The sequence below is a fragment of the Burkholderia sp. JP2-270 genome (genome assembly GCF_003233675.1).
GTDB classification, from domain to species: Bacteria; Pseudomonadota; Gammaproteobacteria; order Burkholderiales; family Burkholderiaceae; genus Burkholderia; species Burkholderia pyrrocinia_C.
The window spans coordinates 2,871,926-2,897,655 of sequence record NZ_CP029824.1; the positions used below are offsets into that span (position 1 = coordinate 2,871,926).

Consider the following 25,730-nt stretch of genomic DNA (forward strand, 5'->3'; position numbering starts at 1 on the left):
GTCACCTCAACCGCGCAAGCCGGTACAGCCAGAAGCCACCAGCCCCCTGCAGTAGGAATGCAAGGTAGATCAGTCGACGCCCTGCGTCGTCGCTCCACATCGCGGTAAAGTACCGCGGGCTCGTTGCGACGACGAAGCTGCCGATAGCGATCGGCAGCAGCGCGAGTATCCACGCGGATAACCGTGTTTCCGCCGACATTGCTGACAGTTCGCGCTCCGCCTGCTCGAGATCGCGCATGAAGGTCGACATCCGGTCGAGCATCACGTCCGCGCGCCCGCCGTATCGGACCGACAGACGCAGCACCGCGCCGACCAGTTCAAATTCGCGGATACGATATATGCGTGCGATGTGCAGCATCGCGCGATCGATCTCGGCGCCCGTACGCAACATCCGCGACACATCGTCAAGACAGCGACGAAGCGGCATCTCGGTCGTCAACAGCGCAGCCTGGAACGCGGCCGGCACGCTGTTGCCGAGCGTAACAAGACGCACGATCCCGTCGAGAAACGACGGCAATTGCCGGACGATCTTCAGGCGACGTCGACCAATGCGGGACGCGAGCCACAGTGCGACGAGCGCCGCGCCCGCGACGAGTGCGGCCACTGCCGCGATCAGACTGCCAACCACCCATGCCCACAGCGCAAGCAACGCGATGATCGCGAGTACGAGTACCAGGCCGACGCGCACCTCGTCGAGACCCGCCCGGTCGGACAGCGCCCCCCATGCGTCGAGCATTGGCGCTCGCCAGCGAGCGAACCCGCTTTCGGGTTCCTGTGCGCTCGTTGCGGCGACCGCCGCGCCCCGCCCGCGACGCGCATCGTCGGCCGGCTGCGCGGCGCGCCCTCCCGGCCCGATCCGGCTGTCGAAGAATCGCTGTGTATGCACACGCCCTTCCCGCACATGGCTTCCGCGCCAAAGCAGCAGCCCCGCCGCCGCGCAAATCAGCGCGAACATCAGCGCGAGCAATGCCGCGCTAGACATTGAAGCCCCCGTTACGCCCGAAGCCGCCGCTCGACACGAGTGCGCTGCGGAAACGCGCGAGTTTCGGCGAATGCGGATGAATGCCGAGCGATTCCCAATGATCGATCTCGTCGCCCTCCGGGGTGACACGCGCCTCGTAGCGATACAGTTCCTGCGTCGATACGATATTGTCGGACATCCCGGTGACCTCGGTGATCGAGAGGATACGTCGGCGACCGTTCGACAACCGGCCGATCTGCACGATGAAGTCGATCGCGTTTGCGATCTGCCTGCGCAGACTTGCCTCGGTACCCTGAAAACCCGCAAAACCGGCAAGCATCTCGAGCCGGTACAGGCATTCACGCGGTGAACTCGCGTGCACGGTACCCATCGACCCGTCGTGACCCGTGTTCATCGCCTGCAGCATTTCGAGTACTTCACCACCACGCACTTCGCCGACGATGATCCGATCCGGACGCATCCGGAGCGTGTTGCGCAACAGGTCGCGAATCGTCACGATGCCGCTGCCGTCGAAGCCGCCTGGACGACTTTCGAGACGCACGACGTGCGGATGATTCAGCGACAATTCCGCCGTGTCTTCGATCGTCACGACCCGCTCCGCTTCGGGAATATGAAAGGCCAGTGCGTTCAGCAGCGACGTCTTGCCCGAACTGGTACCGCCCGACACGAGAACGTTGCAGCGCGCCTCGACTGCTGCCTCGAGCAGTCGCCCGATTTCTTCGTTGTACGTCCCGTTACCGAGCAGATCGGCCGGCCGCAGCGGATCCTTGCGGAACTTGCGGATCGACACGATCGGGCCGTCGATCGACAGCGGTTCGATGACGACGTTGACGCGCCCGCCGTCCGGCAGCCGTGCATCGACCATCGGATTTGATTCGTCTAGCCGCCGGCCGATCGGGGCGAGAATCCGCCTCACGATCCGCAGCAGGTGGGCATTGTCGGTAAAGCGGATCGGCAGCTTCGCCAGGATTCCGTGCCGCGACACGTAGATGTCTTTATAACCGTTGATCAGGATGTCTTCGACATACGGATCCGCAAGCAGGTCCTCGATCGGCCCGAAGCCGGCGAGTTCCTTTGTCAGCGCCTCGGCAACCGCACGTACCTCGCTCTCGTTCAGCGGAATGCGTCGCAGCCGCACGAAACTGTCGATCTCGAGATCGACGAACTGATTGATCGCCTGTCGCGACCACCGGCCGAATTCGGCGCCCAGTTCCTCGATCCGCGTAAGCAGATGCTCGTGCGCGGCATTCTTGATATCGTGGAACTGCTGTGTTTGCGAGAACGGCGCCGCGCCGTCGGCAAATTGAATGTCGTGTGCCATCGCTTACGACCGCTTCGTAGAGGATTGAATGATTCGTTTCAGTGCTGCGAGGCCGCTCGCCGCACGCGGCGCCCCGCCCGGTGCCACTTCTCCAGCCAGGCGATCGACAAGGGGACCGAGCGCGCGTACGTACGGATCGCGTTCCGCGATTTCTGCTATCAGCTTGCCCTGATTCGCCGCATGACCGATCGGCACGCGTCGTGACGGCAGTGTCGCGATGAGCGGCAAACTCAGTCGCTCGGCGATCTGCGCGGGCAGCATCCCGAGATCCGCGTCGAACTGGTTGACGACGAGCCGGATCCGGTCGGTCACTGCACCCGCATCACGCAGCCCGTCCAGCAGTTCGACTGCAGACACGACCGATGCGACGCCCTGGTCGCAGACGAGCCACGCTTCATCCGCGAGATTCACCACCTGCCCGACGAAATCGCGATTCGAGAAACCACCGAGATCGACAATCTGATTATCGAAAAACGCACGCAGCCGATTCAGCAGCCCTGAGCACGACGCAGTCGCCACGTCGCGCAAATCGGCAAGATTCTGCGGCAGTGTCGTCAGCGCCACTCCGCTCGGGTGACGCGCAAGCGCTGTCGTCACGAATGTGCGATCGATACGGCGCAGGTTGCGTACCGCCTCGACGAAATGAAATTCGCAGCGCGTATTCAGGAACAGCGCGCCATCGCCTGCCGGCAACCCCAGGTCAAGGAATGCCGTTGCACGTGCTGGTTCCGCGGGCCGTCGCTGCGTCAGCACCGAAAGATTCGCGGCGAGCGTGCTCACCCCCATCCCGGCACGTGCGCCGAGCAACGCCGTCACCTTGCCGTGACGACTCGCCGGCTCGCCGACATTGTCGAGCAACACGCGGGTAATTCGCAGGGCCTCGTCCGCCGGTGCAGAAAAATCGACGAAATCACGCACGCCGGCACGCAATGCGGCAAGCGCGCTTTCCGGCTGCGAGACCGAACCGAGCGCAACGACGGGTACGTCGGGATGCGCCGCGCGCACTGCTGCAACGGCCGTGCTCGCCGCCGCACAATCGCCGGAGAAATCGATGAATACCAGCGCGGGATTCAATACGCCGATACGCTGCGACAGCGATGCGCCATCGAGCGGTGACGCCTCGACCGCACCAGTCGAGATCAATGACTGGGCAAGCCATTGCACATGCTCGACGCGCGCGGAGGCACACACGAAGTGGTCCGTCACATCAGGCTCAGCCAACGGAAAGGCTCTCGCGTTCATGTTGAACACTCCCTATGAGGCGAGGTATGGCGCTGCGCATGATCGCCTGCGCTGCCTCGAAGTTCGGCGCACTCATTTCGAGAACCCCGGGCCGGCATCCGGTGATGCAAAACCGCCGAGATAGGAGCGCCACACGGGACCGTCACGTTGCTCGGACAGTTCACCCGGCGTCGCGGGCAGTTGCGCGCCCTGCGCAATCGGGGCGACGAGATGCGGCGTAACGATGATCACGAGCTCCTTATCGTTCTGCTGATAACTCAGGTTCTTGAAGAACGCACCGATGATCGGCAAATCGCCAAGGAATGGCACCTTGTTCACATTGGAGGTTGTCTCGCGATCGATCAATCCGCCGATCACGAAGCTCTCGCCATCGCCAAGCTCGACCGTCGTGTCCGCACGGCGAGTCGTCAATGCTGGCACCTGGATTCCGTTGATCGTGATCGAATGCACGAAATCGAGCTGGCTCGATTCGGGTGCGACCTTGAGGGCGATCCGGCGCGGACTCAGCACGGTCGGCGCGACAGTCAGTCCCACACCGTACGGCTTCCATTCGATCGAGATCGTACCGAGCGACTGCGGGACGGGTACTGGGATCTCGCCGCCCGCAAGAAAGTTCGCACTCTGGCCGGACAGTGCGACAAGGGTTGGTTGCGCGAGTACGCGCGCGAGATTGTTCGCTTCGAGAATCGACAGGTCGGCGAACAGCCCGTGCGAGACCGAATTCACCACGAGGTTGAATGCCGAGGAGATCGGTACATTTGTGTTGTACGTGAGCGAACTGCCCGGCGAACCGGTAATCGACGTCAGTCCGCTCGGCGCAAATGCTCCGAACGAAAAACCGTTGCTTTGCTTGAAGAAATTGAGGCCCGCCTGCTTCAGCACCGAGCGGCTGAATTCGACGACACGCACATCGACCTGGACGACGTTCTTGCCAGCGATTGTCGACGCGTCGAGCGTCGTCCCATCCTTGCCACCGAGACTCTTCGCCGCGTGGACAGCCCGCTGATGTCCGTCGAGCGTCGCCGACGAGCCGCCGATTACAGTTGTGCCTCCATACGTATTTACGTTCGGCGACGCACCATCGAGCAATGCGCGCGCCGCGCCGCTCGTCACGTTCACGTTGTAGATTGTCGGCTCGTCACGACCTCGCTCCCATATCATCACGTTCGTCGACCCGGCACTCTTTGCAACGAGCAGCACGCCGCCGCGACCGCCCTTCACGACCAGCACGTCCGCGACCGACGGATCACCGACAGCAACCCGCTGCAGCGTGCGCCCGGTCGCGAGTTGCCGTTGCGCACCGATCGCCAGACTGATCGTCCCGCTTGTTTCAGCCGCGTACGACTGCGGCTGAGTAGTCAGCGCGCCCAGTGCAATAACCAATGCAATCAGTTTCTTTTTCATTGTGTTGGAGGCATCGAACCGCCCCTTCTCCATCTTGGTCCGGCTCAATAGGCGACCGTTTCGGTCCGCCCCCCCCGAATCACTTCGATACTGCCGCCGCTCGCGGACCGCGTTGCGACGCGCGCAACAGCACGCGGCGCAGGCGCCGTCGTGCTCTTCGACAATTCTCCGAGCATCACGCCCGCCGCCGCGAGCGTCGACGGGCTCCTGCCGTCGCTCCCGCGAACCGCCACAGTCTGCGTCGCAACGTCGTCATCACGCGGATTCCGGAGAGCGAGCACGAGCCGGCCGCTTTGCTCGGCCAGCGTCAACGCATCAACCTGCGCCGTCGGCACCGCGAGCACGGCCGTCCGCATGCCAACGACGGAACCGTTCGAGCTGTCCCGTTCCGTCGTCGCGTCGCCGAATGACAGCACACGAATCTTCGACATCAATAGCCGCGCCTGCGTATTTGCAATCTCCGCCGCCGACATGCCGCCCATGGCGGCGCCTACCCCGTCGCGCTTCAGGTTAACGAACACGTCGACGTAGTTGCCAGGTCGCACGCGATTGCCGACGGCATTGGTCTCATCGACCTTGATCGCGACCGCTCGTTCGCCGGGCTCGATCTGCTCCGCGAGACCGGCAGACAGCGCACTCGCCACAACGGGAGCCTGTGCGGGAATATCGGCGGCCGGCACACGACCGACGAGCGGCAGCGGATCGGCGAACGCGCCCTGTGGCGCTGCGGTCGACTGCTGGACCTTCAGCGCATCAGCCGGAATCGGCTGGCCGGCAGGCAAAGGCCGCGTCGCCACGACAACGGGCACGCTTTGCATTGCAACCGTCGATGTAACGGGTGTAATGGCAGCAGGCTTGCGTCCGAGCATCCAGGCATAGATACCTAACAGGACCGCTATCGCGATCAGCAAGCCCGCAATGATCTTCGTCAGATTGTTGGCCATGATGTTGTTATATGTTTCCGCTACTCACGATTGGAATCTCCGCGTTGCGCTGGCGACCGGATACCCTGAAACCTGGCGAGTCGCCATCGCCGTTTCTAAATAATGTTGACTGGGCTGATTTGCACCATCGCCGTTCCTGTAAGCGTAGACGGCACTGGCAGCAGCGAGCCGAGCAACGGAAACGACGGAATCAGCGGACGCGTAGCATACGGATAGGTCAATGTGATCTGCACGCAGTACATTGACGCGTCGTACGTACAATTGCCTTGCTGCGTCGGCGTGCATGTTGCACCCTGCAGCCAAGTGGTCAAATTCGTCGCGGCCGTACAGGCTGCGGTCGCCCGCGCCGCGAGCGCAGCTTGTTGGGTCGCCTGCTGCGTCGCGGCCGCCCCCACCTGCCGATAGTTCAGCGCGGCTCGTGCACCTTCCGTGGCCGCAAGCGTGAGGTTCTGCTGTGCGGCAAAGATCATTCCATACGTGATGATCGCGTACAGAATCAGGAAGAACATCGGCAACATCAGTGCGAACTCGACAGCCGTCGCACCACGTTCGCAAGACCGCACCCCGTAAGCAGAACGAAGCGCCATTATTGAATCCCCCCGGTCGCGATCCGGTACAAGAGCCACAGCGCGGCTGGAATGACGAGAAACGCGGCATACGGAGACGACCGAAAACCGGCGATTGTCATCGTCGGCGAACGAGGCTGCCAAAGCGCGGACACCGGCGTCCGCGTCGCGACAATCAGCGCACAAACGTGCGCAAATGCAAGCAGACTCGCAACGATCCAGAGCCACAACAGCCCATGCGCGCCGCACCATGCGCCAAGCGTCGCGAAGACCTTGACGTCCGCAGCTCCCATCACACGCAACACGAAAAATGGAAACAGGCAAACGCATCCGATCAGCGCGCCAATGAACGCCTGACTCACGCCAATGCCGAATGGATTATGTCCGGAGAACAAAAATGCAGATGCGAATCCACCGATCACCAACGAATTGGGGATGCGTCTGTGGCGAATATCCTCGAGCGCGACAAGCACCGCCCACGCGAGGAAAACCCCGACGCCGGAAAGCAGGATCATTGACGCCCGAGCGGCAAAAAATTACGTACGCGGATTGCCGCAGCAATCCGCGCCCTCAACAAACGCAGGGAGACGGGCTAATGCCCGCTTCGTTAACTCGCCTTCGGCAGCTTGCCCGCAATGTAGTCGAATGCCCCCGAGATACCACCGGTCAATGTGCCCAGAGCGGTAACAAGAGCGACTGCGATAAGTCCGGCGATGAGGCCGTACTCGACTGCGGTAACCCCGTCTTCTTCCCGAAGGAAGCGAATCATCATTGCTTTCATTTTATTCCTCGTGCCTGTATTTACGTTCTTTGGCCTTTTATACGCATACACCCCGCATATCTGGCCGTTGCCCCGCGCTGTTCGCCACATCTGCTGCAACGACAACTGGGTGCGCTTTCTTTATATATCGCCCCAAAGGGCATGTCTCACGATTTGATGCAAGTTAACATTCGCGATAGCAACCCTCCTCGAACGTTGTGTACCGAACCGTACATTTGCTTACATCTGCTCCGGATTCTATATCCGATCCCATTTAACTTCCAACCTCTTTTAGCGGCTTGGATCGAAAAAAATGACCGTGGGCACGACGTATTTGTACGGTGTTTCGGTAGGTCTTACACATAGGATTTACGATAGGTTAGATGTACACACCTAATCCACCAGTAAAACAATTGCCTCGTCCACCAAGCCTGCCTGGGCCCCACGTTACGGCGCGCGCGTAACGCCAATGTTGTGACGTTACGTTACGAAACGTCCGAAACCGTTCTCGTTCATCTGCACTTAAACAGATTCAACAATCTTTCAATTTCCAGAACTTCCTTTTCCGACAAGGAATTGCCTCGTTTAAAACCTGTTGCCGAACCGTCGGGCATCGAAATGGCACGACAGTTGCAGAGTAGTCCTCGCATCACTCAACACAACGGCAGTTCACAACACATTTTTAATGCGAGGACAACATGGACATTAAGGTTATCCCTCATGGCGTGTTCCGGACGACTCTGATCGCGGCCACCGTTGCAGCCATGCTTTCCCTCTCCGCGTGCGGCGGCTCCGGCTCCATCAGTCAGGGCCTTGGCGGTGGCGGCTCGAGTTCGGGCGGTGGCGATTCGATCTCAACGTCGGGTGGCGGCACCTCCGGCGGCACGTCGGGTTCAACGAGCGGCAGCACGTCGGGCAGCACCAGCGGATCGACCAGCGGCAGCACGAGCGGTACGACGAGCGGCAGCACCAGCGGCTCGACGAGCGGAACGACCAGCGGCACGAGCGGCACCTCGGGTGTGTCGTCGAACGCGGTGGGAACTGTCCTCGCAAGCAGCAGCAATCTCGTCACGGGTGTCGGCGGAACCGTCTCGGGTCTCGGCTCCGTCATCGCCAACCAGTCGCTGCCAGGCGTCAACCCGGCCACCACACAAGCCGCGGGCGGCATCGTGCAGAGCGTCGGCGGCGCAGTCACCGCGCTCGGCAACGGCCTCGGCAGTGGTCTCGGCCAGCTCGGCGCGACGAAGGATCCGATCGGCACCACGGTCGCCAGCACGGGCGGCGTGGTCAACCAGCTCGGCGGCGCAGTCACGCAGACCGGCAACCTGGTCACGAGTCTCGGCAGCGGCCCGCTGTCGCCGCTCGCACCGGTCACGGGTGCCGTCGGCGGCCTCGTGTCGACACTCGGCGGCGCCGTGTCGAACGGCGGCACCACTCTCACCAACGCGCTGTCGACCGGCCCGATCCAGCAGGTCACGCAGACGGTCAGCTCGGCCATCACGCCGATCACGACGATGGTCGGCCAGACGACCCAGACGATCGGCACGGCAACCGGCCTCGGCGCACCCGTCAACACGCTGCTCGGCACGGTCGGCAACGGCCTGAACCAGGCCGGTGCGCTGCTCGCGTCGGCAGGCGGCAACCCTGTCACGACGGGCCTTGGCAACACCGTCTCGGCGACGGGCAATACCGTGAAAGCCGTCGGAGGCCTGCTCACGGGCGGCACCGGCGGCGTGACCAACCCGCTCGCACCGCTCACTGGCCTCGTCTCCACGGTTACCGGCACACTCGGTGGCGCAACGGCTGGCGGCAGCGGCCCGCTCGCACCGGTCACCGGCCTCGTCTCCACGGTCACCGGCACACTCGGTGGCGCAACGGCTGGCGGCAGCGGCCCGCTCGCACCGGTCACCGGCCTCGTCTCCACGGTCACCGGCGCACTCGGTGGCGCAACGGGTGGCGGCAGCGGGCCGCTCGCACCGGTCACCGGCCTCGTCTCCACGGTCACCGGCGCACTCGGCGGCGCAACGGGCGGCAGCGGCGGCCCGCTCGCACCGGTCACCGGCCTCGTCTCCGCGGTCACGGGCGCACTCGGCGGCGCAACGGGCGGCAGCGGCGGCCCGCTCGCGCCGGTCACGGGCCTCGTTTCGACGGTCACGGGCGCGCTCGGCGGTGCAACGGGCGGTACGGGCGGAAGCCCGCTCGCGCCGGTCACGGGTCTCCTCGGCGCAGTCACGGGCGCACTCGGCAGCGCGACGGGCGGCGCAGGCGGCAGCAGCCCGCTCGCACCTGTGACGAATGCGGTGTCCACGGTCACCAGCACGGTCGGTGCACCGGCATTGACCGGCGGCACGGGCGCCGTCACGAGCTCGGGCTCGTCGTCGAATCCGCTTGCGCCCGTCACGTCGCTGATCGGCGGCCTGCTCGGCGGCACGCACGGCAAATAAACCGATATCCATTCATCGACAAGACAGCGAGGAGTTCATCATGTCCCTGCAACGTTCTCTCACGACGGCCGCCCTGCGCCAGTGGCGCATGCCCCTCACCGCTTTCGCCGCAGCCTGCCTGCTGGCCGCCTGCGGCGGCGGCGGCGTCAGCTCGCCGCCGACCAGCAACAATGGCGGCTCGTCCAGCGGCACGAGCGGTACGTCCGGCACGAGCGGTACCAGCGGCACGACCACCGGCACCAAAGGTGTCGTCAGCACGGTCGGCCAGACGGCCAGCGACCTCGGCAGCACGGTCGGCAACATCAGCCTGCCGGGCCTCGGCGACGGCGTAACGAAGGGTGTCGGCAGCACGGTCGCCAGCACCGGCACGATCGTCGGCGCAGCCGCCGATGCGGTGAGCAACGGGCTGGGACAGATCGGCTCGACGAAGGATCCGGTCGGCACGACGGTTGCCGGTCTCGGCAATGTCGTCGGCGCGACGAGCAACACGGTGTCCGGGCTGAGTTCGACGGTCAAGGCGCTCGGTACGGGCCCGCTTGCGCCGCTCGCTCCCGTCACGACCCCGGTCGGCACCGTGCTCGACACGGTCGCCAACGGCCTGACGGCTGCCGGCACGACGATCGGTTCGACGCTGTCGTCGGGTGCCGTGCAGCAGGTCACGCAGCCGCTCAGCTCGGCGATCACGCCGCTCGTGATCACCGCCGGTCAGGTCACGCAACAGGTCGGCACGACGACCGGCCTCGGCCAACCCGTCTCGGGCCTGCTCGGCCAGATCGGCGGCGCGATCAGCTCGGCCGGCAAGCAGGTCGGTAGCACATCGAACCAACCGCTCGTCGGCGATGTCGGTCAACTCGTGACCGCGGTCGGCAACACCGTGACCAACGCGGGTGGTCTCGTCAACCCGAACGGCCCGAACGGTGCAGCACCGATTCCCGGCCTGATCACGAGCCTCGTCGGCGGTTCGACAGCTGGCGTCCAGAACGGCACGTCGTCAGGCTCCGGTTCGACGAACCCGCTCGGCGGCCTGCTGTCGGGTCTCGGCTCGACGCCGCTCGGCTCGCTCACGGGCGCACTCGGCGGCGCAACGGGCGGCACGAGCAGCGGCCCGCTCGCTCCGGTCACGAATCTCGTATCGACGGTCACGGGCACGCTCGGCGGCGCAACGGGCAGCGCAGGCAGTGCAAACCCTCTCGCGCCTGTCACCGGTTTACTGAATACTGTCACCGGAGCAGTCGGCGGTGCAGCCGGGTCCGGGGGCTCGAGCCCGCTTGCACCGGTCACGTCGCTGATCGGCGGCGTGTCGGGTACGGCATCGTCGGGTAGCGGTTCGACGGGGCTGCTCGCACCGGTAACGGGGTTGCTGGGCACGCTGGGTAGCGTTGGCAAGTAAGGACGACGGTCGCAGCGTCGCAGCCGGAGCGAACGGCGCGGCCGTACAAATACACCCGGCATAGCGGCACGCGTCGCGCGACACCCAGGTGTCGCGCGACAGCATTAGCAAGAAGATGAAAAGCAAGGCCTACGAGGAAGAACAATGAAATCCAGACTCGACAGATGGATGATGCTGCTCGCCTTCGCGGCAGCAGGCACGGCACACGCACAAACGCGCGTCGCGGGTAACCCGCTCGACTCCCTTCCCCAGATCAACGCACCGAAGACCGGCCCGAACGTCACCGTGCAGGTCGCACCCCAGGCGCCGCAACTGCAGGAGCTGCTGTCGCGACACCTGACGCCGGCGACGTTCCAGGTCGAAGGCGTGAAGTCGGTGCCGTTCGAGGAAATCTCGCGCCGCTTCACCCCCCTCGTCGGCAAGGACATCACGATCGGCGAGTTGATCGAAACCGCCAACGGCGTGACGAAGCTGTATCAGGATCGCGGCTACGCGCTGTCGTTCGCGTTCGTTCCCGCGCAGACGTTCGAGAACGGCGTCGTGCGAATCACCGTCGTCGAAGGCTATGTGTCGGACGTCAAGGTCACCGGCAAGCCCGGCGCAATGGAACCGAAGATTCGCGCGATCGCCGCGCATATCACTGCAGATCGCCCGCTGCGCCGCGCGACGTTCGAGCGCTACGTGAACACGTTCGGCCTGCTGCCCGGCCTCACGGTGAAGGCGAACGTGCCGCCGCCGCAAACCACCGAAGGAGCCACGACACTCGAACTCGCGGTCGATCGCAAGCCGTTCAACGTCAGCACCGGTATCGACTTCAATCACCCGGGCGTCCAGGGTCTCATCACCGCCACAGAAAACGGCCTGACGTCGTTCGGCGAGCAACTGAGCATCTCCGCGCTGGCGCCGCCGGGGCGTGACAAGCAGACCTACTTCGCGTTCAGCGGCGCGGTACCCGTCGGCAGCAGCGGCCTGATCACGCGCCTCGACGCAAGCACCTATCGCGGCAAGCCGACCGACAACCCGGGGCTGCCGTCATATGTCGAACGCACCGTCAAAAACGAGAAGCTCGGTCTTTCGGCATCCTATCCGTTGCTGCTGAACAACCAGCGCAGCCTGCTCGGCACGGTTTCAGGCTACGCATCACATAACGAAGACCGTTATCAGAACCAGATCAACGGCGCGACGCTCGACACGCGCTCGCAGGTCCGCGTGCTGCAGATGCAGCTCGACTACACAAGCGTTTCGCCGAAACAGGTACAGAAGCTGAGTGTCAACGTCGCGAAGGGGTTCAACATCCTCGGCGCGTCGAAAGCGCAGGACGTGACCGTCGGCACGACGACGACCTCGGCGGACAGCCCGATTTCGCTGACCTTCGTCCGCACCGGCGCGACCTTCACGCAAACGAACGAATGGCCGTTCCGGATCGGCACGTCGGTTTCGCTGACCGGGCAATACAGCCCCGACTCGCTGCCTACGTCCGAACAGATCTCGTTCGGCTCGACCCGCTACGCGCTCGGCTACCAGCCAGGCGAAACGTCGGGCGACTCGGGCTGGGGGATGTCGCTGGAGGTCAACCGCGGCTTCTCGCCAGGCTGGACATACCTGAAATCCGTCACGCCGTACATCGCGTACGACATGGCGCGCGTGTACCTGCACGCGGGCACGCCGTCGCCGAACCGCATGTCGTCGGTCGGCATCGGCGTGCGGTTCACGGACAGCCGTTATTACAGTCTCGACCTGAACGTCGCAAAACCGGTTGGCGACGCGCCGGTCGAAAGCGCGTCGCGCAGCCCGCGCATCAACGCCGCATTCTCGTATCAGCTCAACTGATCGGTCGCGAACAGCTCGCATCACGCGGGCTGTTTCGAATAGAGTCCCCTCTATCAAACGTGGCGCGCGGTTTCACGTATTCTGGCGAAGCTCGCAACATGCCCGCCCCATGCAGGCGGTCGTGCGGGCGAATCGCACACGACATGCAAAACAAGGAGGATGACAATGATTCAACTGACCCGTCCGTTGCGTGCAATCGCCGTCGCCGGCGTACTGCTCGCCTGCGCAGCACCCACGTTCGCTCAGGCCGACAACCCCGTCGGCATGTGGCAGACGATCGACGACAACACGCATCAGCCAAAGGCACTCGTGCAGATCGCCGAGGACGGCGACGGTTCGCTGGCGGGCAAGGTCGTCAAGGGCCTCGGCGCGAACGATACGCCTGATCGCCGCTGCACCGCCTGCACGGACGAGCGCAAGGATCAGCTCATCAAGGGCATGACGATCATCAAGGCGATGAAGAAGGACGGCGACCACTGGGACGGCGGCAACATTCTCGACCCGGAAAACGGCAAGGTCTACAAGTGCAAGATGACGCTTGAAGATGGCGGCCAGAAGCTCGTCGTGCGCGGTTATATCGGCGTGTCGCTGCTCGGCCGTTCGCAGACCTGGGTACGCCAGCAATAACGCAGCACGCGCTGAAATGCGCGGCTCGATAAAAAATCGGCCTGCGACAAAGTCGTCAGGCCGATTTTCTTTTGGTACGGGCGCAGAAGCAAACGACGGACATCACGCCGCGTGCTTCAACGTGTCCGAAACATAGCCGCCCGGCGCACGACACGCGGGCGCGATGCTGCTACGCGCCTCCGCTGCCTTCGATTGCGTATGCTTGCGCATCCGTGTGGACAGTTCGTTGCACAGACTCATGCCCGAATCGCCATAGAGCTCACGCATCACGCTCAACAACGTGCCCGTCTCGTGCCATACCTTGAAGCGGCGATGGCATGTCTGATACGAAGGGTAACGGCGCGGCATGGCGGACCATGTTGCGCCGCTGTAGATCACCCAGAGCACGCCGTTCAGCACGGCACGCGTATTGGCTAACGGTCGGCCGCGCAACTCGGTGCGCGGCTGCATTTCGGGCAGAAGCGGTGCGACGCAGCGCCACTCATGGTCGGTCAGATCGCGATACGGTGTCATGGACATCTCCAGCCTTGGTAACCATGACACAACGATATCGGCTCACCTCAACAATGAATATAAGACAAATCCGAAAATACCCCGAGATTTCATCGATTTGACCGGAATTGACGTTTGAATCGCGCCAATTACCGAGAATCGCAATCAGGTCAGCGAAGTATCGACGATACGGCGCGGCGTTTCAAGATACTCCTTCGACTGCATCTCGACGATACGCGAAACCGTGCGCGCGAATTCGTTCGCCATCGGGCCTTCGACGTACAACTGCTCCGCCGGCACCGCCGCGGACATCAGCAGCTTGACCTTATGGTCGTACAGCACGTCGATCAGCCAGGTAAAGCGGCGCGCCTCGGACGCCATCCGCGGCGACATCTGCGGCACCTCGGACAGCACGATCGCATGGAAGCGGCTCGCGAGTTCGAGATAGTCGTTCTGCGATCGCGGGCCGCCGCACAGCGTCGCGAAGTCGAACCATACGACGCCGTCCGCCTTGCGCAGCGCCTTCAGCTCGCGCTTCTCGATATGCAGGATCGGGCTTTCGTCGGGTACCGCGGCGAGCTTCGCGAACGCATGGCGCAGTTCGCGATCGGCGTCGGCGCCAAGCGGCGTGTGATACATCTGCACCTGCGCGAGCGTGCGCTGGCGATAGTCGACACCCGCGTCGACGTTGAGCACGTCGAGCTTTTCCTTGATCAGCGCGATCGCCGGCAGCATGCGGTCGCGATGCAGCCCGTCCGGATACAGGTCGTCGGGATCGTAGTTGGACGTCATCACGAACTGCACACCGTTGTTGAACAGGCGATCGAGCAGACGGTACAGGATCATCGCGTCGGCAATGTCCGACACGTGGAACTCGTCGAAGCAGATCAGCCGGTAACGCTTCGCAATGCGCCGCGCGAGTTCGTCGAGCGGATCGGCCTGCCCTTTCAGCTCCTCGAGCTCGCGGTGCACTTCGCGCATGAATTCGTGGAAGTGCAGGCGCGTCTTGCGCTGCACGGGTACGACCGCGTAGAAGCTGTCCATCAGGAAGCTCTTGCCGCGACCGACACCGCCCCACATGTAGACGCCGCGCGGCAGGTCCGGATGAATGATGAGCTTCTTGAACGCGTTCGAGCGGCGCGCCTTGTATTCGACCCACTCGTCGAAACAGCGCTGCAGGCGATCGACCGCGGCGCGCTGCGCGGGGTCGGACTGATAGCCGCGCGTGGTCAGTTCGCGCGTGTAGTATTCGGTGACGTTCATCGGGCAAACCGGAAAGAACGAAGGCGAGCGGGAAACCCCGCCCGCCTTCGTCATGAGACGGCTGCGCCGGCCGAGGGCCGGCTGGCGCTTACCGCGCTCAGCTGTTCAGCGAGCGCTTGTCGACGGCGAGCGCCGCTTCGCGCATCACTTCCGACATCGACGGGTGCGGATGGCAGATGCGGGCGATGTCTTCCGACGCCGCCTTGAATTCCATCGCCACCACGGCTTCCGCGATCAGGTCCGACGCGTTCGCGCCGATCACGTGCACGCCGAGCAGTTCGTCGGTCTTCGCGTCCGCGATCATCTTCACGAAACCGTCCGGTGCGTTCATGCCGAGCGCGCGGCCGTTGATCGAGAACGGGAACTTGCCCGACTTGATCTCGCGGCCTTCCGCCTTCAGTTGCTGCTCCGTCTTGCCGACCCACGCGATTTCCGGGTAGGTGTAGATCACCCACGGAATGCAGTTGTAGTCGATGTGCGGCTTCTGGCCGTCGATCACTTCCGCGACCAGCACGCCTTCATCTTCCGCCTTGTGCGCAAGCATCGGGCCGCGCACCACGTCGCCGATCGCGTACACGTTCGGCACCGCCGTGCGGCAGTGGTCGTCGACGTCGATGAAGCCGCGCTCGTTCGCCTTCAGGCCGATTGCCTCGAGGCCGAGGTTGTCGGTGTTCGGCACGCGGCCGACCGACACGATCAGGCGGTCGGCGTCGAGCGTCTGCGCGTTGCCGTCCTTGTCCGTGTAGGCGATCGACACGCCGTTCGCGGTCGTCTTCACTTCGCCGATCTTCACGCCGAGATGGATGTCGAGGCCCTGCTTCTTGAACAGCTTGGCCGCTTCCTTCGCGAGCGCTTCGTCGGCTGCGCCGAGGAATGCCGGCAGCGCTTCGAGTACCGTCACTTCGGCACCCAGGCGACGCCACACCGAGCCGAGTTCGAGGCCGATCACGCCTGCGCCGATCACGGCGAGCTTCTTCGGCACCGAGTCGAACGTCAGCGCACCTTCGTTGTCCGACACGATCTTGTTGTCGACCGGGATGCCCGGCAGGTGACGCGCCTTCGAGCCCGTCGCGATGATCACGTTCTTCGCGGTGACGACTTCGGCTTCACCCTCGCCGCTCACTTCGATCTGCACGCCGGCGTCGGTCTTGCCGGCGAACTTGCCATGGCCCTTCAGCCAGGTGATCTTGTTCTTCTTGAACAGGAACTCGATCCCGCTCGTCATCTTCTCGACGATCGCGTCCTTGCGGCCGATCATCTTCGCGATGTCGATCTTCACGCCGTCGACCGTGATGCCGTGGTCGGCCAGGTGATGCGACGTGTTCTCGAACTCTTCCGACGACGCGAGCAGCGCCTTCGACGGGATGCAGCCCACGTTCAGGCAGGTGCCGCCGAGCTTCAGCGCGCCGGCCGGGTTCTTCCACTTTTCGATACAGGCAACGGTCTTGCCCAGCTGCGCGGCGCGGATCGCGGCGATGTAGCCGCCGGGGCCGGCGCCGATCACGACGACGTCAAATTCCTTGGACATGGAAATCCTTTCTACTTGTACGTCCGCACGGTCGCGCGTCTGCGCGCCCGTGCGGAGCGGGTCAATGCGGTGAAACTCGGCTTACAGGTCGAGCAGCAGGCGTGCCGGATCCTCGAGCGCATCCTTCATCGCGACGAGCGACAGCACGGCTTCGCGGCCGTCGATGATCCGGTGGTCGTACGACAGCGCCAGATAGTTGATCGGACGGATCACGATCTGGCCGTTTTCGACAACCGGACGCTCCTTCGTCGCGTGCACGCCGAGGATCGCCGACTGCGGCGGGTTGATGATCGGGGTCGACAGCATCGAGCCGAACACGCCGCCGTTCGAGATCGAGAACGTACCGCCCGTCATTTCCTCGATCGACAGCTTGCCGTCCTTCGCCTTCTGGCCGAATTCGGCGATCTTCTTCTCGATGTCGGCGAGGCTCAGTTGATCCGCGTTGCGCAGGATCGGCACGACGAGGCCGCGCGGCGAGCCGACGGCGATACCGATGTCGAAGTAGCCGTGGTAGACGATGTCGTTACCGTCGATCGACGCGTTCACGAGCGGGAACTTCTTCAGCGCATGCACGGCCGCCTTCACGAAGAACGACATGAAGCCGAGCTTCACGCCATGTTCCTTCTCGAACTTGTCCTTGTACTTGTTGCGCAGTTCCATGACCGGAGCCATGTTGACTTCGTTGAACGTCGTCAGGATCGCGTTGGTCTGCTGCGATTCGAGCAGACGCTCGGCGATACGCGCACGCAGGCGCGACATCGGCACGCGCTGTTCCGGACGGTCGTTCAGCCAGGTCGTCGCCGACGCCGGTACCTTCACTTCCGGCAGCGACGGCTTCGCAGCGGCCTTGGCCGGTGCGGCGGCCGGAGCGGCCTTCGGTGCGCTGCCTGCTGCCAGCGCGTCGCCCTTCGTGACGCGGCCGTCGCGGCCCGAACCTGCGATGTCGCCTGCCGACAGGCCCTTCTCGGCCAGCAGCTTCGATGCGGCCGGCGATGCGGTGGCCGACGATGCCGCTGCGGCAACCGGCTGTGCTGCCGGTGCGGCTGCAGCAGGCGCTGCTGCCGGCTTGACTTCGGAGGCGCCCGCCGCTGCTTCTGCCGCACCTGCCTTCGCTTCGGTGTCGATCGTCGCGATCAGCTGATCGGCAACCACCGTGTCACCGTCGTTCTGCAGCACTTGCGCGAGCACGCCCGCGGCCGGTGCCGGCACTTCGAGCACGACCTTGTCGGTCTCGAGTTCGATCAGGATTTCGTCTTGCGCGACTGCTTCGCCCGGCTTCTTCTTCCACTGCAGCATGGTGGCTTCCGAAACCGACTCCGAAAGCTGGGGGACTTTGACTTCTACGATAGCCATGTGATTTTCCTGGATGCTTAATCTGGGTAATGACGAGGTTCGTGCGACTCCTTCGGCCGGTGCGGCGCGCGACGCGCCCGGCAGGCCAAAAGAGACGGGAAAGCGCCGCGCGCCTTCCCGTTTCGCTTCCGCCGGTTATTTCGCGATCGATGCGCTCTTCAGGCGGCCGAAAGCACCTTCGATCAGGGCCTTCTGCTGCTCGTAGTGCTTCGCGTAGTAGCCAACCGCCGGCGAGGCCGAAGCCGGACGGCCGCTGTATGCCAGCTTCTGCCCTTCCTTCATGCCTTCCTTCAGATGGTGCTCGACGTAGAACCAGGGGCCCTGGTTCTGCGGCTCGTCCTGCACCCAGACCACTTCAGTCGCGTTCTCGTACTTCTTCATTTCGGCTTCGAACTGCTTGTGCGCGAACGGATACAGCTGCTCGATACGGATGATCGCGACGTCGTTCGCCTTCGCTTCGCGGCGATGTGCGACGAGGTCGTAATACACGCGGCCCGAGCATGCGAGCACGCGCTTGACCTTCTTCGCGTCGATGCCGCCGTCGGTTTCGCCCAGCACCGGCTGGAACGAACCCTTCGCGAGTTCCGACAGGTCCGACACCGCTTCCTTGTGACGCAGCAGCGACTTCGGCGTTGCGACGATCAGCGGCTTGCGGAACAGACGGATCATCTGGCGACGCAGCAGGTGGAAGATCTGAGCCGGCGTCGTCGGCTGGACGACCTGCATGTTGTGATCCGCGCACAGTTGCAGGAAACGCTCGATTCGGGTCGACGAGTGTTCCGGACCCTGGCCTTCATAGCCGTGCGGCAGCAGCATCGTCAGACCCGACACGCGGCCCCACTTCACTTCGCCCGACGAGATGAACTGGTCGATCACGACCTGCGCGCCGTTGACGAAGTCGCCGAACTGCGCTTCCCACAGCACGAGCGTGTTCGGCTCGGCGGTCGAGTAACCGTATTCGAAGCCCAGCACCGCTTCTTCCGACAGCACCGAGTCGATCACCGTGAACTTCGCCTGGCCTTCGGCGATGTTCTGCAGCGGCACGTACGTGCCGTCGTTCCAGCGCTCGCGGTTCTGGTCGTGCAGCACCGCGTGACGGTGCGTGAACGTGCCGCGGCCCGAGTCCTGGCCCGTCAGGCGCACCGAGTAGCCCGATGCGACGAGCGACGCGAACGCGAGGTGCTCGCCCATGCCCCAGTCGAGCGGCTGGTCGCCGCGCGCCATGTTGCGGCGGTCGTTGATCACGCGCTCGACGAGCGGGTGGACCTTGAAGTTTTCCGGGACCGTCGTGATGCGTTCGCCGAGGCGCTTCAGTTCGGCGAGCGGCACGGCCGTGTCGGCCGCATCCGTCCACTTGCGGTTCAGGAACGGAACCCAGTCGACCGCGTACTTGCTCTTGTAGTTCGACAGGACCGGGTCGACCGTGTGGTGACCGTCGTCCATCGCCTTGCGGTACGCCTTCACGTAGTTGTCGGCGTCTTCCGCGGTGATCACGCCCTGCTGCACGAGCTTCTCGGCGTACAGCGCACGGGTGCCCGGGTGCTGCGCGATCTTCTTGTACATCAGCGGCTGCGTGACGGCCGGCGTGTCCTGCTCGTTGTGGCCCAGCTTGCGGAAGCAGACGATGTCGATCACGACATCCTTGTGGAACTGCATCCGGTAGTCGATCGCGATCTGCGTCGCGAGGATCACCGCTTCCGGATCGTCGCCGTTCACGTGCAGCACCGGCGCCTCGATCATCTTGACGACGTCGGTACAGTACAGCGTCGAGCGCGCGTCGCGCGGGTCGGACGTCGTGAAGCCGATCTGGTTGTTGATGACGATGTGCAGCGTGCCGTGCGTGCCGTAACCGCGCGTCTGCGCGAGGTTCAGCGTTTCCATCACGACGCCCTGGCCCGCGAAGGCCGCGTCGCCGTGGATCTGCACCGGCAGCACCTGCAGGCCGTCTTCGTCGCCGCGGCGGTCCATCCGCGCCTTCGCGGAACCTTCGACCACCGGGTTCACGATTTCGAGGTGCGACGGGTTGAATGCAAGCGACAGGTGGACCGGGCCGCCTTCCGTCGACACGTCCGACGAGAAGCCCTTGTGGTACTTCACGTCGCCGGCCGGCAGGTCGTCGACGTGCTTGCCTTCGAATTCGGCGAACAGATCAGCCGGCATCTTGCCGAGCGTGTTGACGAGCACGTTCAGGCGGCCACGGTGGGCCATGCCGATGATGATTTCCTGCACGCCGCGCTTGCCCGCATGCTGGACGACTTCGTCCATCGCCGCGATGAAGCTTTCGCCGCCTTCGAGCGAGAAGCGCTTCTGGCCGACGTACTTCGTGTGCAGGTAACGCTCGAGGCCTTCAGCGGCCGTCAGGCGATTCAGGATGTGCTTCTTCTCGTCTGCCGAGAAGTTCGGCGTCGCGCGGGTCGACTCCAGGCGCTCCTGCCACCAGCGCTTCTGTTCCGGGTCGCTGATGTACATGTACTCGGCGCCGATCGTGCCGCAGTACGTGTCGCGCAGGCCCTTGACGATATCGCGCAGCGAAGCCTGGTCGAAACCGAAATACAGGTTGCTCGCGCTGTACGTCTGGTCGAGGTCGCCTTCGGAGAAGTCGTAGAACGCGGGTTCGAGTTCGGGAATGGCGGGACGTTCGCGACGCTTCAGGGGATCCAGATTGGCCCATTGCGAGCCAAGGAAGCGATAGGCGCTGATGAGGGACTGGACGTGAACCTGCTTGCGTGCCGCAGCCAGATTGGTGCCGCTTTCGCGCGGGATGAAGGCATTGGCCTTCGCACGCTCGGCAAACGATTCGACGATCGGGAAATGCGCGACGTCATTGGCATTCGAACCGTCCGTTGCAGGCACATTCTGCAGCGCGTCAAAATACTCTCGCCAATTCTCCGGCACCGACGCCGGATTGTTGAGGTATGCATCGTACAGTTCTTCAACGTACGAAGCATTGCCGCCGAACAGATAAGAGTTCAGCTGAAACTGCTTCATTACATCTGACATTTTACGCTCACCTTTCTTCGAGCTTCTCGAGAAATAGCGGGTTACTCAACCTTCCGCGACACGGCCTGACCGTTTAGCGGATTGCGAATCAAGTCTTGCTTGGAAGGACCTAAAACTTGCGTGCGCGCAGCATATCACAGAACCGATACCGTAGTTCACGGCGAAATGTGCCCGAAAGCACCGCGCGACGGGGTTTTGCCGGATTGCCACGGCCCGCGGGAACAGTGTTTTGCAGACAATCCGGTTGCGCGTCGCGCAGACGCAAAAAAAGGCCGCCCGGAGGCAGCCTTTTTTGTCATGCACGGGAACGGTCGAAACGCTCAGTCGACCGCGCCTTCGCGGCTCGCGCGGCGACGCTCGTGCTCCTTCAGGAAGCGCTTGCGCAGGCGGATCGACTGCGGCGTCACCTCGACGAGCTCGTCGTCGTCGATGAACTCGACCGCGTATTCCAGCGACATCTGGACCGGCGGAACGAGACGGACGGCTTCGTCGGTGCCCGACGCGCGCACGTTGGTCAGCTGCTTGCCCTTGATCGGGTTCACGACGAGGTCGTTGTCGCGGCTGTGGATGCCGATGATCATGCCCTCATACAGCGCGTCGCCCGGCTTCACGAACATGCGGCCGCGATCCTGCAGCTTCCACAGTGCGTACGCCACGGCCGCGCCGTCGTCCTGCGAGATCAGCACGCCGTTGCGGCGCTCGCCGACCGAGCCGTCCTTGACCGGAGCGTACGAGTCGAAGATGTGGCTCATCAGGCCCGTGCCGCGCGTGAGCGTCAGGAATTCGCTCTGGAAGCCGATCAGGCCGCGCGCCGAGATCTTGTATTCCAGACGCGTGCGGCCACGGCCGTCCGACGCCATGTCGAGCATCTCGCCCTTGCGGCGACCGAGCTCTTCCATCACGCCGCCCTGGTGTTCGTCCTCGACGTCGACCGTCAGCAGTTCGTACGGCTCGTGCTTCGCGCCGTCGATTTCCTGCATCACGACGCGCGGACGCGACACGGCCAGCTCGTAGCCTTCGCGACGCATGTTCTCGACGAGAATCGTCAGGTGCAGTTCGCCGCGGCCCGACACTTCGAATACCGTTTCGTCGCCGGTATCCTTCACGCGCAGCGCGACGTTGTGGTTCAGCTCCTTCATCAGGCGGTCGCGGATCTGGCGGCTCGTCACGAACTTGCCTTCGCGGCCTGCGAGCGGCGACGAGTTGACGAGGAAGTTCATCGTCAGCGTCGGCTCGTCGACGGTGATCATCGGGAGCGCCTCCGGCGTATCCACCGCGCAGATCGTCGCGCCGATACCGACATCTTCAATACCGTTGATCAGCACGATATCGCCCGCTTCGGCCGAGTCGACCTGCACGCGCTCGAGACCCTTGAACGACAGCACCTGGTTGATCTTGCGGCTCAGCACGTCGCCTTCCGGGCCGAAGCGCATCACGACCGGCTGGCCCGGCTTGATGCGGCCGCGCGTGATGCGGCCGACGCCGATCCGGCCGACGTACGTCGAATAGTCGAGCGACGTGATCTGGAGCTGCAGCGGCGCTTCCGGGTCGGCCGGGCGGACCGGCACGTGCGCGAGGATCGCCTCGAACAACGGGCGCATGTCGCCTTCGCGCGTGGCCGGGTCGAGCGACGCATAGCCGTTCAGGCCCGATGCGTAGACGATCGGGAAGTCAAGCTGCTCTTCCGTCGCGCCGAGCTTGTCGAACAGGTCGAACGTCTGGTTGATGACCCAGTCGATCCGCGCGCCCGGGCGGTCGATCTTGTTGACGACGACGATCGGCTTCAGGCCGAGCGCGAGCGCCTTCTTCGTGACGAAGCGCGTCTGCGGCATCGGGCCCTCGACCGCGTCGACGAGCAGCAGCACCGAGTCGACCATCGACAGCACGCGCTCCACCTCGCCACCGAAGTCCGCGTGCCCCGGCGTGTCGACGATGTTGATGTGCGTGCCTTCGTATTCGACCGCGCAGTTCTTCGCGAGAATCGTGATCCCGCGCTCCTTTTCGATGTCGTTCGAGTCCATCACCCGCTCCGCAATCTGCTGGTTCTCGCGGAAGGTGCCGGACTGGCGGAGCAGTTGGTCGACGAGCGTAGTCTTGCCGTGGTCGACGTGGGCGATGATGGCGATGTTGCGAAGGGCGCGGGTCATAGAAACCTGGAAATCGTTTGAACGCGCAAGCGCGCCCGCTCGTTTTTTCACGGGCGCGCGCGTTGCAGCTGGGAAAGCCTCAAATTATAGCACGTGCGAGTGTCTAAAGCTGGCTGGCACGTTGCAACGCAGCACGCCGGCCGGCCCGGCCCCTCCTCGAACGCGCAGATCTGCCGAAGGCGTCACCTCCGGCAGTCCGAAAACCCTTATCACGGTAAGGGATTCTTCCCACGCGAAGCACGCCCCTTGCCGTTCGATTAACATTTGCCGCGGCAAGCAATTGTACCTATACTACTGCCTAGTCAACTATTGCAGCTTCAGGGTTTTATGTCGGATTCTCCTACCCAACCGCCCGCTTCGCCGCTGTCTTCGTATCAGATGAACGACAGCGTCGGTTATCTGATGTCGCGCGTGAAGTCCGTGATGACCAACCTCGTCACGCAACGCACGCAGGAAGAGCTCGGTATCACGGGCACGCAGGCGAGCATGCTGTTCATGATCGCGGTCGGCAAGTGCTCGACGGCCGCCGAGCTCGCACGCGAATACGGGATCGACGCGAGCGCGGTCACGCGCCTGCTCGACCGGGTCGAGAAGCGCGGCCTGCTGTCCCGCGTGCGCAGCATCGAGGATCGGCGCGTCGTGCGCCTCGAACTGACCGACGAAGGCCGCGCGCTTGCCGAACGGCTGCCGCCCATTTTCCGCAGCGTGCTCGACCAGTTGCTGGACGGATTTACGCCGGAGGAAGTCGGGTTCCTGAAGAGCATGCTGCGCCGCATTCTCAGCAACTATTGCGAGACGGCCGGCGGCAGCATCACGTAATAGTTGCCATAACAATTACTTTTGACAGATTAATGTAAGGAAATCCTTGCAGTGTCCATCATTCATTCCGAGTCAGGGGTCAGCGCGATGAAACCCTCCCCGTTGTCCGTGCGCGCCGGGTCGTGCCGCGCCGCCGTCGCTGCCGCGGTCGCCGCACTGGCGCTGGCGGGCTGCGCGAATTACATCGGCATCAAGAGCGACAAGCAGATCGCCCCCGCGTCGCAATTCGAATCCGCACAAAGCCTGCCGGCCCAGGGCGGCCAGTGGCCGGCGCTCGACTGGGCCAACCAGTTCGGCGATCCGCAGTTGCCGAAGCTGATCGACGAGGCCCTTCAGGGCAATCCGTCGATCGCGCAGGCGCAGGCGCGCATCGCGAAGGCATCGTCGTACATCGAATCGTCGCGCTCGAACCTGCTGCCGAAAGCCGAAGCCAGCTACTCGTGGACGCGCGAGCTGTATTCGTCGAACGCACTGTTCCCGCCCCCGTACGGCGGCCAGTGGTACAGCGAGAACAACGCGCTCGCGAGCGCATCGTGGGAACTCGACCTGTGGGGCAAGAACCGCGAACGCCTGCACACCGCCGTGTCGCAGGAAAAAGCGGCCGAAGCCGACATGCAGCAGGCGCGCATCACGCTCGCGTCATCGGTCGCGCGCACCTATAACTCGCTCGCGCAGCTCTACGCGCTGCGCGATATCGCGCAACGCGAGATCGCCAACCGCGAGACGGTCGGCAAGATCACCGACGGCCGCGTGTCGGCCGGCCTCGATACCAACGTCGAACGCCAGACGGCCCGCGGCAATATCGCGACGACCCAGGCTTCGCTGTCGGATCTCGACGGCCAGATCACGACGGTGCGCTACCAGCTCGCCGCGCTGCTCGGCAAGGGGCCTGATCGCGGGCTGCAGATCGCGGCGCCCGTGATGAATCCGAGCGGCGAAGTCGCACTGCCCGGCAACCTGCCGGCCGATCTCGTCTCGCGCCGCCCCGACATCGTTGCCGCACGGTGGCAGGTCGAGGCCGCGATGCACGACGTCAAGGAAGCGAAGGCCGAGTTCTACCCCGACGTGAACCTCGCGGCCGGCTTCGGCTTCGATGCGTTCGGCTGGGGCAAATTCCTGAACTTCGCGAGCCGTCAGGCGCAGTTCGGCCCGGCGATCCATCTGCCGATCTTCGACGCCGGCGCGCTGCGCGCGCAGCTCAAGGGCCGCTACGCGGACTTCGACCTGTCGGTGGCGAACTACAACCAGACGCTGATCGGCGCACTGAACGACGTCGCGACGCAGGTCGCGTCGATCCGGGCGGTCGATCGCCAGATGGGCGACGCGCAACGTGCGCTCGACGCGTCGACGCGCGCCTACGATCTCGCCGTGATCCGCTACAAGGCCGGCCTGTCGCCGCAACTGCAGGTGCTGACCGCGGACAGCAACCGCCTCGCGTCGGAGCAGACGGTGACCAACCTGAAGATGCGCCGGCGCGACATGCAGCTCGCGCTGATCAAGGCGCTGGGCGGCGGGTTCGATGCGACCGGCACGCCGCTCGCCGCGCCCGACGCCGACAAGCCGACCAAACAGGCCGCCAACTGATCCGGCGCCACCACTACGCAGACACTCGAAATAA

20 protein-coding genes are annotated in these 25,730 nt (G+C 63.9%); 6 read left to right on the top strand and 14 right to left on the bottom strand.

What is annotated here, in order from left to right:
- Window position 1 precedes the first annotated feature (1 nt).
- The 8 genes from DM992_RS13575 to DM992_RS13610 form a co-directional block, all read right to left on the bottom strand.
- A complete protein-coding gene (locus tag DM992_RS13575) occupies window positions 2-982 on the bottom strand; it encodes a type II secretion system F family protein (protein ID WP_111017189.1) in 981 nt (326 codons plus the stop codon).
- Window positions 975-2,303 carry a CpaF family protein gene (locus DM992_RS13580; protein WP_111017190.1) on the bottom strand — a complete coding sequence of 443 codons (1,329 nt, stop codon included), beginning with the start codon at window positions 2,301-2,303 and terminating at the stop codon, window positions 975-977. Before DM992_RS13580 ends, DM992_RS13575 begins: the two co-directional genes overlap by 8 nt.
- A gap of 3 nt (window positions 2,304-2,306) precedes the next feature.
- Window positions 2,307-3,545 (bottom strand): fimbrial protein, encoded by a 1,239-nt coding sequence (locus DM992_RS13585; RefSeq protein ID WP_111017927.1) that lies wholly within the window; start codon window positions 3,543-3,545, stop codon window positions 2,307-2,309.
- Window positions 3,546-3,617: 72 nt separating this feature from the next.
- Window positions 3,618-4,949 (bottom strand): type II and III secretion system protein family protein, encoded by a 1,332-nt coding sequence (locus DM992_RS13590; protein ID WP_111017191.1) that lies wholly within the window; start codon window positions 4,947-4,949, stop codon window positions 3,618-3,620.
- Window positions 4,950-4,993: 44 nt separating this feature from the next.
- Complete coding sequence (cpaB, locus tag DM992_RS13595; RefSeq protein ID WP_111017192.1) at window positions 4,994-5,893, bottom strand: Flp pilus assembly protein CpaB; 900 nt, start codon at window positions 5,891-5,893, stop codon at window positions 4,994-4,996.
- A 95-nt stretch (window positions 5,894-5,988) separates the two neighbouring features.
- Complete coding sequence (locus DM992_RS13600) at window positions 5,989-6,480, bottom strand: TadE family protein (protein ID WP_111017193.1); 492 nt, start codon at window positions 6,478-6,480, stop codon at window positions 5,989-5,991.
- Window positions 6,480-6,974 (bottom strand): prepilin peptidase, encoded by a 495-nt coding sequence (locus tag DM992_RS13605; protein ID WP_111017194.1) that lies wholly within the window; start codon window positions 6,972-6,974, stop codon window positions 6,480-6,482. Before DM992_RS13605 ends, DM992_RS13600 begins: the two co-directional genes overlap by 1 nt.
- Before the next feature lie 92 nt (window positions 6,975-7,066).
- Window positions 7,067-7,240, bottom strand: coding sequence for a Flp family type IVb pilin (locus DM992_RS13610; protein ID WP_111017195.1), 174 nt, complete (start codon window positions 7,238-7,240; stop codon window positions 7,067-7,069).
- 677 nt (window positions 7,241-7,917) lie between these two features.
- On the opposite strand from DM992_RS13610, the gene DM992_RS13620 reads away from it, so the two are divergent.
- The 4 genes from DM992_RS13620 (at window position 7,918) to DM992_RS13635 (ending at window position 13,510) form a co-directional block, all read left to right on the top strand.
- Window positions 7,918-9,663, top strand: coding sequence for a collagen-like triple helix repeat-containing protein (locus DM992_RS13620; RefSeq protein WP_111017196.1), 1,746 nt, complete (start codon window positions 7,918-7,920; stop codon window positions 9,661-9,663).
- A 40-nt stretch (window positions 9,664-9,703) separates the two neighbouring features.
- Window positions 9,704-11,053, top strand: a complete 1,350-nt coding sequence (locus tag DM992_RS13625) for a collagen-like triple helix repeat-containing protein (RefSeq protein WP_111017197.1) — start codon at window positions 9,704-9,706, stop codon at window positions 11,051-11,053.
- Between the two features lie 144 nt (window positions 11,054-11,197).
- Entirely contained in the window at window positions 11,198-12,883 is a 1,686-nt protein-coding gene (locus tag DM992_RS13630; protein ID WP_111017198.1) for a ShlB/FhaC/HecB family hemolysin secretion/activation protein, read from the top strand.
- A gap of 165 nt (window positions 12,884-13,048) precedes the next feature.
- The gene (locus DM992_RS13635; protein WP_111017199.1) at window positions 13,049-13,510 is read left to right on the top strand and encodes a DUF2147 domain-containing protein; all 462 of its coding nucleotides are present in this window, start codon (window positions 13,049-13,051) and stop codon (window positions 13,508-13,510) included.
- Window positions 13,511-13,612: 102 nt separating this feature from the next.
- On the opposite strand, the gene DM992_RS13640 is transcribed toward DM992_RS13635, so the two are convergent.
- From DM992_RS13640 to typA, 6 genes are all read right to left on the bottom strand, one after another.
- Complete coding sequence (locus DM992_RS13640) at window positions 13,613-14,023, bottom strand: transposase (RefSeq protein WP_162631652.1); 411 nt, start codon at window positions 14,021-14,023, stop codon at window positions 13,613-13,615.
- 144 nt (window positions 14,024-14,167) lie between these two features.
- Window positions 14,168-15,265: a cell division protein ZapE gene (gene zapE, locus DM992_RS13645; protein ID WP_034184039.1), complete on the bottom strand. Its 1,098-nt coding sequence runs from the start codon at window positions 15,263-15,265 to the stop codon at window positions 14,168-14,170.
- A gap of 97 nt (window positions 15,266-15,362) precedes the next feature.
- Window positions 15,363-16,793 carry a dihydrolipoyl dehydrogenase gene (gene lpdA / locus DM992_RS13650; RefSeq protein WP_111017201.1) on the bottom strand — a complete coding sequence of 477 codons (1,431 nt, stop codon included), beginning with the start codon at window positions 16,791-16,793 and terminating at the stop codon, window positions 15,363-15,365.
- An 81-nt stretch (window positions 16,794-16,874) separates the two neighbouring features.
- On the bottom strand, window positions 16,875-18,146 hold the full coding sequence (gene odhB, locus DM992_RS13655; RefSeq protein WP_111017202.1) for a 2-oxoglutarate dehydrogenase complex dihydrolipoyllysine-residue succinyltransferase: 1,272 nt from the start codon (window positions 18,144-18,146) through the stop codon (window positions 16,875-16,877).
- A 135-nt stretch (window positions 18,147-18,281) separates the two neighbouring features.
- Window positions 18,282-21,146 carry a 2-oxoglutarate dehydrogenase E1 component gene (locus DM992_RS13660; RefSeq protein ID WP_072441703.1) on the bottom strand — a complete coding sequence of 955 codons (2,865 nt, stop codon included), beginning with the start codon at window positions 21,144-21,146 and terminating at the stop codon, window positions 18,282-18,284.
- A gap of 320 nt (window positions 21,147-21,466) precedes the next feature.
- Window positions 21,467-23,293 (bottom strand): translational GTPase TypA, encoded by a 1,827-nt coding sequence (gene typA, locus DM992_RS13665; protein WP_034184035.1) that lies wholly within the window; start codon window positions 23,291-23,293, stop codon window positions 21,467-21,469.
- Window positions 23,294-23,620: 327 nt separating this feature from the next.
- Here typA and DM992_RS13675 point away from each other — a divergent pair, with 327 nt between their 5' ends.
- Both DM992_RS13675 and DM992_RS13680 read left to right on the top strand, forming a co-directional pair.
- Entirely contained in the window at window positions 23,621-24,112 is a 492-nt protein-coding gene (locus tag DM992_RS13675; protein WP_111017203.1) for a MarR family transcriptional regulator, read from the top strand.
- 87 nt (window positions 24,113-24,199) lie between these two features.
- Window positions 24,200-25,696 (top strand): efflux transporter outer membrane subunit, encoded by a 1,497-nt coding sequence (locus DM992_RS13680; RefSeq protein ID WP_111017204.1) that lies wholly within the window; start codon window positions 24,200-24,202, stop codon window positions 25,694-25,696.
- Window positions 25,697-25,730 lie beyond the last annotated feature (34 nt).